Source organism: Paraburkholderia sp. DD10 (assembly GCF_049177125.1).
GTDB lineage: Bacteria > Pseudomonadota > Gammaproteobacteria > Burkholderiales > Burkholderiaceae > Paraburkholderia > Paraburkholderia terricola.
On sequence record NZ_CP185393.1, the window covers coordinates 1,585,004 to 1,598,546 of the forward strand.

Consider the following 13,543-nt stretch of genomic DNA (forward strand, 5'->3'; position numbering starts at 1 on the left):
ATCGGTTTCCTCGATGACTCTTTCATGGCATTACCTGCTGTTAGTCGTGACCACGCTCTGCGCCTTCGGCGCAACTCCGGCGGCATGGTCCGCGGATGCTTATCCGAAGGAAATCCGCATCGGCGTCCAGAAAGGCGACGGGCTAGTGGCGTTGCGCTTTTCCGGTAACCTGGAGAAGGCGTTCGCCGCACATCACGTCGCGGTGAAATGGATCGAGTTCGTCTACGGCGCGCCGCTCGTCGAAGCGATCAACAGCGGCGATGTCGATGTCGGCACCGTCGGCTCCACGCCGCCCATTCTCGCGCAGTCCGGCAGTGCGCCGTCCGTGGTCTATGCCGCGTACTCGCCGCCATTGCAGAACAGTTACGGCATCATCGTTGCAAAAAATTCGCCGATCAAAACGGTCCGCGATCTGCCGGGCAAGAAGATCGCGTTCGCAAAAGGATCGCAAGGGCATCTGTTCGTGCTGAAAGCGCTGACCGACGCCGGGATCGATCCGGCTTCCACCCGCTTCGTTTATCTGGCCTACAGCGACGCGCGCGCCGCCTTCGAGCGCGGCGACGTCGACGCGTGGGCGGTGCCCGATCCGCGCTACGCCGACACGCAATTGAGCACGGGCGCACGGACCATCCTGAGGATTGGCGAGCTTTCCGTTCCCCAGTACGGCTTTTATATTTCGACGCGGACTTTCGCCAGTACCTATCCAGCGGCGCTGCGCCTGCTGTTCGATCAGTTGGACCAGCAGACGAAGTACAGCCTCGCGCATCCTGCCCAGACCGTCGATCTGCTCAGCACGAACACGGGCGTACCGCGTGCGGTTTGGGAGAAAGCCCTGCCGCGTCTCGAATGGGGTGCGACCTACCCGCTTGACGACCAGGTCATCAAGGCGCAGCAGGATGCAGCAGATCTGGCGTTCCGCAACAAGGTGATTCCGCGCGCCGTGGACGTGCGGCAAGCGGTGGTCGATATCAGGTGAGACGGGTTCATCCGGCGAGACGTCGCGTGAACGAAGTCTTCGCAGTCACGCGATTTACAATGCACGTTCGCATCACCGCGATGGCGTAGCATGCCGATGTCCCCCGCCCGCCCGGCCTCGCCTCGACCGGGAGTCGAGGCCACCTCGCCACGCCGCCCGAACCTGGCGCGCCGACTTCTTCCACGATCGATGAAAGCAATCAGAACAACCCAGGCAGCCAAACCGGCCAAGGCCCGCGGCAACGGCGCGCCACGCAGCCGTACCGCTGACAACGTCACCGAACTGCCGGTCGCCGAGCGTCCCGGCGCGGACAAATCGACCGAGAGCGGCGCGCTCACGCGCGGTCTGACGATCCTCTCGGCGGTCATTGGAGCGGCTCGCCCGCTTACGCTGATCGAGATCGGCGAGACAGTCGGCCTGTCGTCGAGCACCTGCCACCGGTTGCTGCAAACGCTGACGCAGGCCGGCTACATCTACCGCGACACGAGCAATCGCTACTACCCGACGCCGCGCGCGGTGTGCCCGCTCGCGATCGACCATCCGCTGAACCTTCTAAGGCGCGATACAGGGGACACCCTCAAAACGCTGCAGCACGAATACGGCGCATCCGCCGGCCTGATCGTTTTTGTCGAGGCCATTTCAAGATGTCGTGGCGGCGGCTAAATACAAATGTCGTGTTTTCAGGGTTAAAAGGTCGGTCTTTCATCGGTTACTGATCACCCAGTGTCGAAGGATCCGCCGTGAATGGGCAGGGCGCCGACGTCTGTTTCGACTGACCCTGCAGACCACCGGCCAGGTTTACGGGTTGCGGGTTATCTGTCTTTGCTGGGCAAGATCCACGATCACATGCTCGATGTCAGTCTGGGTGAATTCGCGTTCTTTCTTCTTGCCCGGCGAGCTGCCCTCAGCCCTGGTTGCAACCCCCAGATGCGTTCGTGAAGGCGCCTTGCCGATCCGGCTGTTATCGCGTTGAGCCTGAATCACCTGCGCGACCTGCAGCACGTGGCTCAAACGTTTATGCTCGACGATCGCGCCCTGATCGATTTCTGTCAGCCGGTCATACTGCCTGCACGACAATGCACCGCCATCTGCCCGAAGTTCGATTCGCCCATCCGGATACTCCCAGACCTCGATATACCGGTCGATCAGCTTGCGATGCGCCGGCGTATCGTCCAGCAGATACATGACGCGGTCGTACTGCACGGTCAGCGCCTTCGTCACCTTGCGCGGCTCGCGCCACGTGAGCACGAGTTCAAGGTTCTCGTCAGCCCTCGGCGGACGGTGTGCGTCAAAGTCGCTCTTCGGAGGCTTTGCGAAACGCGCGTTGTAGGCCGCCATGAAGGAGGGCACCCAGGCATTGGCCGCAGCGATCGTGCGGATGTCGCGCAAGCGCATTTCCTTCACCATCCGGTCCTGCAGCGTCAGGTGCGCGCGCTCGACACGGCCCTTGGCCGCGCTACTGTTTGCACAGATCGTGTCGATGTTCAGCTCGTACATCGCGCGACCAAACTGCGTCACGCTATTGCCGGTCCTGCTTGCGGCCGTGTTCCGGAACACGCTCGCCTTGTCGCTGTAGAACGCCACCGGCTTGCCGTGACGCTCGATGTACGCACGCGTCGCCTCGAAGTAGCTGAAGGTCGATTCCGTGGCCGTGAAAAGCACGTGCATCAGCCGGCTCGTTGCGTCGTCGACGTACACCAGCAGCGTGCACTGCGGCGCCCGGTCCTCGAACCAGGGATGCTCGCTGCCGTCGATCTGGATCAGCTCGCCCAGGCACGACCGCCGCGCGCGCGGCTGGTAGACCTTCGGCGGCCGCTGCCGGCGCGGCACCCATAGGCCCGCGTCCGTCATCAGCCTGCGGACCGTTTCCTTCGCCAGACGTGTGCCGTGGCATTCGTGCAGCTTCTCGCAGGCCAGCGTTGGGCCGAAATCGGCGTAGTACTCGCGGATAATCGCCAGGGCGCGCTGGGCCTCGTCGTCGTCCAGCCGCCGGTTACCCGGTCGGCTGCGTTTGCGTGAGACCAGGCCCGCTGCGCCTGATTCACGATACCGGATTACCAGCCGCTCGATCTGCCGCACCGTCAGGCCCAGCCGGTCGGCAGCACGTCCAGGTTTCAGACCGGTGTCCACCACAGCCTGGATCACCTTCAGTCGGTCGAGTTCGCGCATGTTCAATGTCACCAGTGTCGCTGGATGCATGGCCGGCTCCGTAATCCCGCGGGGAACCGGCAAGCATACCCAGAGCAGAACACGACATCTCTAAATGGCTAGAACGCGACATTTCTTATATGGTCGCCTCCCATTTGCAAGGTAATTGTTCGTAGCGAGAAGGGTGGTTGCGGACTTATATCCGGACTCGATTGCGGAACGTACCCGCCGGCCCCGATGGATTTCGCCGCAAAGGTCCTAATCTAAATAACGGACTCGAAGTCCGAGAAATGTCTCAGGCTTGCCTTCACGCGGTCCAACCTGTCTTGCCATCGTTCAATACACCTGTGCAACCGTGGATGGGTTAAAGGCTACGGTTCGTGCTTACTGCGCTGGTGCTGCCTGATACGTTCGACCATACGCGAGCAGCGCCCAGATTGTTCGCGCCATCTTGTTGGCGAGCGCAACGGCAACGACATTCGTTGGACGCCGGGTCAGCATCTGGCGCAAGCGCTCCGGCAAATACCTTGAACTTGAGATGACCGATCGCGCGCCGTGGATCAGTAGCGTTCGCAAGTACACGTCCCCGCGTTTGCTGATCCCGCCAAGCTTTACCTTGCCCCCAGAGCCGTTCTGTCGCGGCACGAGGCCCAAATAGGCAGCGAACTCCCGGCCGGAGCGAAAGGTCTTCGCCTGTCCAATTACCGATACTGCAGCAGTGGCCGTGAGTACTCCCACGCCGGGGATTTCGGAAATGCGTCTGCATGCATCGTTGTTGCGTCGCCACTCGAGAATGCGCTGTTCGATCCGGGCAATCTGCTCGTCGAGTCCACGTAGCCGCGAGATCTGGTCCTGCAGGCTGTCTGCCAGCATAGTGGGCAACTGCTCAGCCATCGACGCCAGCGCGACTTTGGCTGCCTCTATCGATGCACGGCGACCTGCCGGCAGTATCACGCCAAATTCGTAGAGCAATCCGCGAAGCTGGTTGACCTGCATGACACGGATCCTGACGAGTTGCTGGCGTATGCGGTGCATCGCAAGCATGGCCTGCTGGTCTTCCGTCTTGACAGCTACGAAACGCATGCCGGGACGTTGGGCCGCTTCCCAGATCGCCGCGGCATCCGCGGCATCGTTCTTGTTCGACTTCACGAACGGTCGGACGAACTGGGCTGCGATGAGCCGCACGTCGTGGCCAAGCCGCGCCAGGACACGGGCCCAGTGATGGGCGCTGCCGCAGGCCTCCATAACGACACAAGTCGCAGGCCGGTTGGCGAAGAACGGCACGAGCTGGGCGCGTTTGAGCACCTTGCTGCGAATCGCGCCGGTCACAGGCTCGACGTAGTGAATCTGGAAAACGCGCTTGGCCAGGTCGATGGCAATAGTCGTGGGTTCCATCAGCTTTCTCCTTAACGGGATATCCCAACGGAGACGATACTCGGGCTCGACATCGTCGCCGGGGTTGCTGCGGCGTCGGTTGGCCCGTTAAGGCGGGAGGCGACCATTCCATCTATAAAGCTACTACAGTTTTCATGGGCACGACGCGGCTTTATGTCGACATCGTGCTGGGCCGCGATAACGTAGCGCCCTACTACGAGACCCAGCATCTGACGCCGTTCCATTGCACGGTCTCCGGCAAACTGCTGCTCAGCGAGCTGCCGGTGGCCGAACGCGACGCGCTGCTCGGCGCGGCGCCGTACGCGTCGCGCACGCCGCAGACCATCACCGAGCGCGGCACGTTGATGCTCGATCTCGACCAGATTGCCGCGACCGGCATCTCGACCAACTTCAACGAGAACATTCTCGGCATCTCCGCAGTGGGCGCGCGACTCGCTTTGCCGGATCAGCGAGCCATCGGCGTAATCGTATTGACCGGTCCGAGCAAGTACTTCACCAAACCCCGCGTCGCCGCGATGCGCCGCGATCTGCTCGAGGCGACCGCGATTCTGTCGAACACGTCGCTTGCGGTACGGGCCGTCGCCCGCTTTCTGGATATCTGATCGCCAGACCCAAACCCGCCCCTCGCAGCTTTTTCCTCGCCACGCCGCCCGGCCGGCGTCGCCGCGCGCATTCCCTTATTTCTCGGAAGCTCACGCCGATTTCTTGGTTAGAGCGTTGCAGCCTCCCTCGCATAATCGAAAAGTAGAAAAAATTTCCCATTTTCGATGAGGAAGCGCGTGGCCCGCCAGCGCGCCCTGCAACAAGGACCCTGCAACAATGAGTGCCCAACCCGGTCGTACGGTGTCGCCCAAGGAACTCAAAGCGCTGCTCGCCGGCAACAGCGAAATCGCCCTGCTCGACGTGCGCGAAGAAGGTGTGGCCGCGCGCCGGCGCCTGTTCCACTCGTCGGTCGCGCCGGTTGGCCGCCTGGGCTACGTAGTCGCGCGTCTCGTGCCGAGAGCGGACACGCCGGTCGTGTTGATCGACGAACACGGTGAATACGCGCGGCGCGCCGCGACGTTGCTCGACGAGTTCGGCTACACCAACGTGTCGATTCTCGACGGCGGCGTCGACGGCTGGGCGCGCGCCGGCTATGAAGTGTTCAGCGGCACCAACGTCCCGGGCAAGGCCTTCGGCGAAATCATCGAAACGCGCCTGCACACGCCGAATATCGATGCGATGACGCTCAAGGCACGTCAGGACGCGGGCGACGATCTGATCGTGCTCGACAGCCGCCCATTCGGCGAATATCACATGATGAACATCCCGGGCGGGATCGAATGCGCGGGCGCGGAACTGGTCTATCGCGCGCTCGCGGCGGCGCCGTCGCCGGATACGCTGATCGTGGTGAACTGCGCAGGACGCACGCGCAGCATTCTCGGCGCACAGTCGTTGATCAACGCCGGCATTCCCAATCCGGTTGCAGCGCTCACGGGCGGCTCAATGGCGTGGCTTCTGTCCGGCCTCGCACTGGAACACGGACAGACACGCACCGCGCCGCGCCCCGATGCCGAGGCCTTAGCCGCCGCGCGCCGCCTCGCGCAAGCAGCGGCGGAAAGAGCGGGCGTGCGCGTGATCGACGCCGACGCACTGACGGCATTTGAAAAGCAAACGTCGACGCACACGCTGTACCGCTTCGACGTGCGCCACCCGCTCGAATACGAAGCGGGGCATCCGGCGAACTGGCGCTCGGCGCCGGGCGGACAGCTGGTTCAGGCCACCGACGAATACGTCGCTACGCTGCACGCGCGCGTCGTGCTTCGCGACGACGACGGCGTGCGCGCGCGCATGACGGCGTCATGGCTGATCCAGCTCGGTTATCTCGATGTCTACGTGCTCGACGACGAAGCCAGCGCGCAACTCGCCGCATCGCACCTGGAAGCCGGACCTGAACGGCGCCGCCTGCTCGGCGCCACGGGCCGCGTGCAGTGGATCGAAGCGGACCACGTCGAGCGAGGCGAGTATCAGGTGATCGATATCGACCGAAGCCTTGCGTTTCGCGAAAGTCATATCCGCGGCGCGCGTTTCATTGCCGCCAGCGCGCTCGACGATCACCTCGAACAACTCGGCGGCAGCGGCCCGATCGTCCTGACATCGGAAGACGGCACGCTTGCGGGCCTCGTTGCTGCTCGGCTTGCTGTCCGGCTTGCCGGTCGTGGACCGGACATCGCGGCGCTGCTCGGCGGCACGCGCCGCTGGCGCTCGCTCGGCCTGCCCCTCGAACAAGGCGACACCGGCAACCTCACCGGCGACGACGACGCATGGTACAGCCCGTACCATGCCGCGCCCGATCAGGTCGCCGCGCAGATGAACGCGTACCTCGCCTGGGAGTTGCAACTGGTCGAACAGGTGGAGCGTGACGGCATTGCCGCGATCGAGCCGCTGGATTTCGGCACCTCCACGGCACACCGTAGCCACGAGCGACTGGCTGTCCTTCACACCGGGGAGCCGCAATGAAACGCCTTCGCGACACCCACGCGCGCGCACTGCATTCACGCCGCGACGTACTGAAGACAGCGCTATACGCAGCCTTCGCGGCGGCCGCGCCAATCACGCGCGCGGTCGAGGCCGATTATCCGCAGAAGCCGATCCACTATGTTTCGCCATATCCGCCGGGCGGCACCAATGACCTGGTCGCGCGGATCGTCAGCAAGCATCTTGCGGGACTGCTGGGTACGTCGATCATCGTCGAGAACCGGGGCGGCGCAGGCGGCACCAACGGCACCGGCTACGCGGCGCATGCGAACGCGGACGGCTATACGGTCCTGAACGCGTCGAGCGGCAATCTGACCTCGGCGCCGCAGGTGATCGGCGCGCCCTACCATCCGCTTGCCGATTTAGTGCCCGTCGGCTTCCTCGGCAATATCCGCTTCGTGTTCGCGTCGCTCGATGCTGCTCGCGCGCGGCAGTCTGGCCTCGCTGTTCGAAAGCCCGATCAGTGCGACGGTGCTCGCGGCGTGTCTGTTACTGGTGGCCGTGCAGCTGTTTTTCCGGGTCCGCGGCGCGGTCCGCGGCAGCGCCGGCAAACCCTCCTCGGACACCACGCGGCTTGCCTCTGCACAAGAACCGCAGCCCTGACGGCGGCGATGCGGGAGCCACGCGCGCCCGCATCCTGTCGTATCACGCGTTGAACGCCTCACGCTGCCAGACACTCGACGCATAGGCGGTTTCGTCGAAATCGGCCGGAATATCCGCGGCAAGCCGCGTGGCGTGCGAATCGAGATCGGCGAGAAACAGGTCGCGGCTGATGCGCCGAACCACTGCCGGAATATCGCGCTTCATGCTCGGCACGTCGCCGACCGGCACACCGGCGCTGACGAAGCCCGCCGGGTTGTAGACGTGAATGTCTTTCAGATACGGCGCCTGTCCTGGCGATTTCTCCAGATACTCCAGTGCCGCGCCGAGATAGGGATGCGCGCCGAGGCCTTCGTCGGCATCGCCGGCAGGCGGCGTGTATTGATCGCGCCACAGCCGGATGTGCGAAGCGAAATCCGCCAGCTCCGGCCGTGCCGATGGATCGATGAAATAGCCCGTGCCCGCAATCGCGAAGTCGAACTCGAACGTTTCGCCCGCGACCTGCGCCGCAATTCGCCCTTCTGCTTCACGCGCGGACTCCCATTGCGCGCCGGTATGCAGGTGGAAATCCGGAACGCGCGTAACGCGCTGAATCGAGTCCAGCGGCGCGGTCGATCCCGAGCGCTTGAAGCGCAGCGCCTGTGCCCAGCGCAATGCGTCGGGCAGATCGAAGTAGTTGTCATAGGCGCCGGGGTAGGCGCGCGCACGCGAAACCGGCACGGCCGCCGGCGTCGCGCGGCGCACGAACAGATGCACATTGGCCGCGCCCGCTTCGAGCGCGGTCGCCGCGGCATCGAACGCGGAGGCCGCACCGCCGAGCACTGCCACCGACTTGCCGCGCAGCGCGGCGAAGTCGATCTCGTGCGACGTATGCGCGACAAGTGCTGCCGGCAATTGCGCCAGCACGTGCGGCACGAAAGCGCCGCCATTACCGGCCACGCCGTTGCACAGCAGCACCTTGCGGGCCGTTTCGACACGCGCCTCGCCATTCACTTCGAGATGCAGGCGGAAATGCGCGTCAAGTGGTTCGATTCTCACGAGCCGCGTGGCGTAACGAACCGGAATGTCGAGAAACTCCCGATACCACGCCAGATATTCCGCCCACTGCTCACGGGCAATACGATCGATCTCGCGATACGACGCCGCGCCGAAACGCGCCTCGTGCCACGCCTGGAAGCTGAGGCCCGGCAGACCGCCTTCCGGCCCGACCAGCGACTTCGGCGTGCGCAGCTTGTTCATGCGCGCGCGCGTCAGCCAGACGCCGGCCTTCGACGCGTCGTGGGCGGCATCGATCACGCTGACCCGGCCTATGCCGGCCCGCCGAAGCGCGAACGCAAACGCACAGCCGGTCTGCCCGCCGCCGACGATGAAGACGTTGTGATCGATACCCGGCCGGTCCGGGACCCAGTTTTCCGGTGCGGGGCCGAGCAGTTCAAGGGTGCGGCGCGCTTCGTCGTCAGGATGAGCGGTAAGTGTCATCGATCAGTTTTCCTTGTTCGCGGCATACTGCCGATGCAGTTCGAGCAACCGTTGCGAAGGCGGCATGTGCCACTTGTTGCCTTCGTCGATCAAAAAGCCGGTGTGGTGCCAGTCCTTGACGATTCCGTCGAAGGCGGCCACGGTGTCGGTCTGCCCCTTGCGCACCCAGATCACCGAAGGAGACGGAATCAGTTGCGTCGGCATCGGCGACTCGTAGTCCTTCCATTCGCCCGAGGTATTCGCGAGCCGTGCCTGAATGCCGGGCGTCACATGCACCGACGCGACGCAGCTGCCGCCGCGCAGCGCGAGCAGCGCTTCGGGCATGCCCTTGAACGCCTTGACCTGCGCGCCGTACTCCTCGATCAGCGGCTTCGTGTAGTTGCTGCCCTGCGACACGCATACGGGCTTGTCGCGCAGATCCTTCCAGTCGTGAATGCCCGAGCCTTTGTGGACCATCGCGGAGCCGCCGATCTCTTCGAACGGCGTCGGCACGTAACTCAGAATTTCATCGCGCTCCTTCGTGTATTGCATGCTGGCGATCAGCGCGTCCACCTTGCCCTGCTGAAGAAATTGCACGCGATTGGGCGGCGTCACTTCAACCGCCTCGAACTTTACGCCGAGGTGCCGCGCGAGACTCTCGCCCAGTTCGACGTTGTAGCCGACCGGCTTGCGCGTCACCGGATCCAGCGAGCCATAGGTGCCGTCGAGCACCACGCCGACCACCAGCGTGCCGCGCGCCTTGATGCGATCGAGCGTGGCGTCGGCATGCGCCGCGTTCGCCCACGCACCGCCAGTCAGCGCGATCGACAGAAGCGCGCAAGCGCGCCACGTACGTTTGAAAAAACCGAATGTCATAAATGGACGATGTCAGTGAGAAAGGGCCGCGTCGGACGTCTGTGCGGTCTGTGCATCAAGGCGGAAGTGGTCGAGCTCGTCCGGCGCGCACTGCGCGATCAGCCCCGTTTCCCACGCGAGATAGGCGCGCGCTGCGTCGAGGTTGCCTTCGTGACGGTCATGCACGAAGAACAGATAATCGATTCGTTCGTTGTCCGCGGGCCTATCCGGCGAGGATTCCAGCGGCAGGCCCGCGTCGACCCAGCTTGCAAGGCCGCGCGCCGCGATAGACACCGACTTGAACCCTGCCTCACGCAGATCGATTGCCGCCAGTGCGGCGAGCGCGGTCGAGTCGGCGAACAGCACGACGGGATCGGCAGGGTCGGCAGTTGAGAGCTCGTCGAGCAGCCGCGGGCGGATCGACCAGCGCGCGCCTGCCGCATGTTGTTTGCGGTACGCGCCGCTCGATCGCAGATCGATCAGATGCAGCGGATTGGCGCCGTTCAGTTCGCGCAGGCGAGGCGCGTCGATCAAAGCCGACTGCTCCGCCGGCGATGCCTGCGGGGCCGCACGCTCCGACGACGCAACGCGGCGCAAAGTCACGGCATCGCGCGAGGCCACCAGTGCGGTCTCGATGCCCAATTGCTTGAGCCAGGTCGCAATCACCGGTGCCCGGACCTGGTCGTGATCGACCAGCAGCACGCGCGCGCGGCGCACGCCGATCGTCTGATCGGTGGCCTGCAGCAATTGGCCGCCTGGCGCGTGCACGGCAGCCGGCACGCCGTCGCGCTCGTACTCCGCAGCGCTGCGCACATCGAGCAGATACGTGGTGCGATCAGGGGCATCGAGCCACGACTGTGCGGTCTCGCGATCAAGCGTCGCGAGCGCGAAGCGCTCAGCGAGTTCCGTTGCGTGGCGTTGCGCGCCGCTAACTGCACGTGCGTCGATCTCATCCGGATAGCGGCGTACGCTGCCGTGTTCCAGCTTCAGACCGGCGAGCGCCCAACCTTGTGTGCCGTTCTCCAGCGCCGCCACGGGATTCGGCACGCCGAAACTGCGCAGCAATTGCGCGCCGATGATGCTGCGCGTGCGCCCCGCGCAGTGGATCACGACGGGCGTTTGCGAATCCGCCACCAGCGCGCCGAAGCGGTACGCCAACTCACCGTTCGGGCAACTCACCGCGCCGGGGATCGTCATCTTCGTATGCTCTTCGACCGTGCGTCCATCGAGCAGAACGAGCGGCACGCCCTCGGCCTGCTGTTTCGCCAGTTCGGCGGCCGAGATACGCGGCGTGCCATACGCATGCTCGACGAGTTCGCCGAACGTTTTCGACGGCACGTTGACACCTTTGAAAAGCGTATAGCCCGCCGCCGCCCAGCCGCGCGCCCCGCCTTCGAGAATCCACACGTGCGTGTAGCCGAGTGTCCGGAGCCGGCGCGCGGCACGGCGCGCTATCGCTTCACGATCTGTGCCGCCGTCGAGCAGGACGATGCGTACGTCGCGCCGCGGCGCGAGCCGCTCGACGTCGAGTTCCAGGCGGCTGTACGGCAACGGGATCGCGAAGAACGGGTGAGCTTCGCCGAATTCGCCGGCTTCGCGCACATCGAACAGCGCGATTTCGTCCTCGTCGTTCAACCATTCGCGCACGGTCGTCGCGGGGATCAGCGGAAAAGTGTCTGCCATGAGGGTTCGTAGAAGAACGGTAATGAAAGGTATTAAGGCGCCGGTCGAGCGAAAGCGTGCTTCACTTGAGCACGCGGCGAAACGCCTGGCCGAGATCGGCGATCAGATCGGCGGGATCTTCGAGGCCGACATGCAGCCGAACGATCGCTTCGGCGCCGCGCCAGTAGCTGTGCTCGCGAATCCGCGACGGCGGCGCGACGAGCGCGAGGCTTTCAAAGCCGCCCCACGAAGCTCCGATCCCGAAGAGCCGCAACGCATCCACGAACGCGCTCGCTTGCGCCGCTTGTGCATGCCGGAACGCGAAAGAAACGAGTCCGTTGGCGCCCTTGAAATCGCGCTTCCACAACGCGTGGCCTGGATCGTCGGGTAGCGCGGGATGGAACACGCGCGCGACCACATCGCCCTCCGTTTGCAGATAACGGGCGACCTCCAGCGCATTGCGGCCATGCTGAGCGAGCCTCACCGCGAGCGAGCGAATGCCGCGCAGCGCGAGATACGCATCGTCGGCGCTCACGCTGAGGCCGAGCGCGTCGTGCGTGTCGAGCAAACGGCGTCCGAGCTCCGCGTTCGCCGTCGACACCGCGCCCTGCATCAGATCGGAATGGCCGCCGAGATACTTGGTGACCGCCTGCACCGATATGTCGGCGCCCAGCGCCAATGGCCGATACAACAGCCCCGCGCCCCACGTGTTGTCCGCCGCGAGCAGCACGCCGTGCTCATGCGCGAAAGCGGCGAGCGCCGGCAGATCGATCACTTCGTAGAGAAAAGACGACGGCGACTCCGCGTAGATGAGCCGGGTAGTCGGCTGTAACAACGCAGCGGGCAAGCCGGCGCTCGCATCGAAATAGGTGAACGACACGCCGAGCCGCGTGAGCAGCGGTTCGATGCGTTCGCGTACCGGGCCGTAAACGCTGTCCTGCACCAGCACGTGATCGCCCGGCGACAGCAACGCGATGAACACCAGCGAAACGGCGGACAGTCCCGACGGTGCAAGCAGCACGTTGCTCGCGCCTTCGAGTTCGCCAATCGCCGCTTCGAGCGCGCGATGCGTCGCCATGCCATGCCGGCCATAGGTGCTGACGGCCTCACCTGCTTCGCGGCGCTGATGCAATGCAACCCGATCCGCGTTCTGCTCGAAACGAACCGTGCTGGTGCGCACCACTGGAACGTTGACCGGCGCCGAGCCGCTTTCAAACGGCGGCGAACCCGCGTGCAGAACGCGCGTCAGCAAACCATCGTCACGCGCCGACATCAGCCGACCGCCTGGGTGCCGCGTTGCATGTGCGTCGCGTTGTAACGCACCACGAGACCCGTGTCCGTTTCAAAGCCGAGCCGCCCCGTCAAGGTTTCGAGCGGCCGGCCGTACAGATGGAAATGCAGCGTCGGCTCCGCGCCGCCAACGTGAATGCTGTGGATGTCGTCGGGCAGAAACGCGATCGGCACGCCGGGGCGCACCACCACTTCCTGGACCAGTTCCAGTCGCGCGCAATCCGGGTCGCGGCGGTCGTCCAGACGCCGGTAGAGACGGTTCAGTTCCGCGCCGTCGATGGCCGCGATCACGGCCCATGTATCGTGGTTATGCGGGATCGTCGTCTTGCCCGGCAGAAGCGAGTTCAGGTAGAGCGCGAAGCCGTCTTCACCGGGATTGAGCCTGTAGCGGGTCGACGTATCGCCGCTTCCAGGTTGCGGCGGCGGAAAGTCGGCGGCATCGAACAGCGCGCGCTGGGTCGCGAGTTCGAGCAGCCGTTCGCTCAGCGCCTTGAGCGCTTGGCGCGTCACGCCTTTTTCGCCGATGATGCGGCGGGCGTCCGCGAGCAGCGCCTGCACGGCCTCTTTGCGTTGAGTGGAGACGTCGTTGCGGGTGTCGTGAGTCGTGGCGGTTGTCATGGTCGAGAGAAATGGGACGAATGG

12 protein-coding genes are annotated in these 13,543 nt (G+C 64.5%); 5 read left to right on the top strand and 7 right to left on the bottom strand.

The window, feature by feature from the left end:
* The first annotated feature begins 13 nt into the window (after positions 1-13).
* Together ACOCG7_RS22485 and ACOCG7_RS22490 are read left to right on the top strand one after the other, a co-directional pair.
* Positions 14-976: an aliphatic sulfonate ABC transporter substrate-binding protein gene (locus tag ACOCG7_RS22485; protein ID WP_083083537.1), complete on the top strand. Its 963-nt coding sequence runs from the start codon at positions 14-16 to the stop codon at positions 974-976.
* 90 nt (positions 977-1,066) lie between these two features.
* Entirely contained in the window at positions 1,067-1,639 is a 573-nt protein-coding gene (locus ACOCG7_RS22490; RefSeq protein ID WP_421380053.1) for a helix-turn-helix domain-containing protein, read from the top strand.
* A gap of 135 nt (positions 1,640-1,774) precedes the next feature.
* Here the strand turns inward: ACOCG7_RS22490 and ACOCG7_RS22495 are convergent, their stop codons facing one another.
* Together ACOCG7_RS22495 and ACOCG7_RS22500 are read right to left on the bottom strand one after the other, a co-directional pair.
* Complete coding sequence (locus ACOCG7_RS22495) at positions 1,775-3,175, bottom strand: ISNCY family transposase (RefSeq protein ID WP_421380534.1); 1,401 nt, start codon at positions 3,173-3,175, stop codon at positions 1,775-1,777.
* Positions 3,176-3,508: 333 nt separating this feature from the next.
* Entirely contained in the window at positions 3,509-4,519 is a 1,011-nt protein-coding gene (locus ACOCG7_RS22500; RefSeq protein WP_073432975.1) for an IS110 family transposase, read from the bottom strand.
* Between the two features lie 134 nt (positions 4,520-4,653).
* Between ACOCG7_RS22500 and ACOCG7_RS22505 the strand changes: the two genes are divergently transcribed.
* The 3 genes from ACOCG7_RS22505 (at position 4,654) to ACOCG7_RS22515 (ending at position 7,692) form a co-directional block, all read left to right on the top strand.
* On the top strand, positions 4,654-5,121 hold the full coding sequence (locus ACOCG7_RS22505) for an IclR family transcriptional regulator domain-containing protein (RefSeq protein ID WP_421380056.1): 468 nt from the start codon (positions 4,654-4,656) through the stop codon (positions 5,119-5,121).
* A 217-nt stretch (positions 5,122-5,338) separates the two neighbouring features.
* Complete coding sequence (locus ACOCG7_RS22510; protein ID WP_421380059.1) at positions 5,339-7,018, top strand: rhodanese-like domain-containing protein; 1,680 nt, start codon at positions 5,339-5,341, stop codon at positions 7,016-7,018.
* Complete coding sequence (locus ACOCG7_RS22515; protein ID WP_421380062.1) at positions 7,015-7,692, top strand: tripartite tricarboxylate transporter substrate-binding protein; 678 nt, start codon at positions 7,015-7,017, stop codon at positions 7,690-7,692. The genes ACOCG7_RS22510 and ACOCG7_RS22515 overlap by 4 nt, the downstream gene beginning before the upstream one ends.
* Here the strand turns inward: ACOCG7_RS22515 and ACOCG7_RS22520 are convergent.
* The 5 genes from ACOCG7_RS22520 to ACOCG7_RS22540 all read right to left on the bottom strand — a co-directional run bounded on the left by ACOCG7_RS22520 (position 7,682) and on the right by ACOCG7_RS22540 (position 13,519).
* Positions 7,682-9,115: an NAD(P)-binding domain-containing protein gene (locus ACOCG7_RS22520; RefSeq protein WP_083083533.1), complete on the bottom strand. Its 1,434-nt coding sequence runs from the start codon at positions 9,113-9,115 to the stop codon at positions 7,682-7,684. The genes ACOCG7_RS22515 and ACOCG7_RS22520 overlap by 11 nt on opposite strands.
* 3 nt (positions 9,116-9,118) lie before the next feature.
* Complete coding sequence (locus ACOCG7_RS22525) at positions 9,119-9,970, bottom strand: transporter substrate-binding domain-containing protein (RefSeq protein WP_083083532.1); 852 nt, start codon at positions 9,968-9,970, stop codon at positions 9,119-9,121.
* Positions 9,971-9,982: 12 nt separating this feature from the next.
* Positions 9,983-11,632: a rhodanese-like domain-containing protein gene (locus tag ACOCG7_RS22530; protein ID WP_083083531.1), complete on the bottom strand. Its 1,650-nt coding sequence runs from the start codon at positions 11,630-11,632 to the stop codon at positions 9,983-9,985.
* A 61-nt stretch (positions 11,633-11,693) separates the two neighbouring features.
* Positions 11,694-12,884, bottom strand: coding sequence for a cystathionine beta-lyase (gene metC / locus ACOCG7_RS22535; RefSeq protein ID WP_347143076.1), 1,191 nt, complete (start codon positions 12,882-12,884; stop codon positions 11,694-11,696).
* Complete coding sequence (locus tag ACOCG7_RS22540; protein ID WP_421380068.1) at positions 12,884-13,519, bottom strand: cysteine dioxygenase; 636 nt, start codon at positions 13,517-13,519, stop codon at positions 12,884-12,886. Before ACOCG7_RS22540 ends, metC begins: the two co-directional genes overlap by 1 nt.
* Positions 13,520-13,543: the final 24 nt, after the last annotated feature.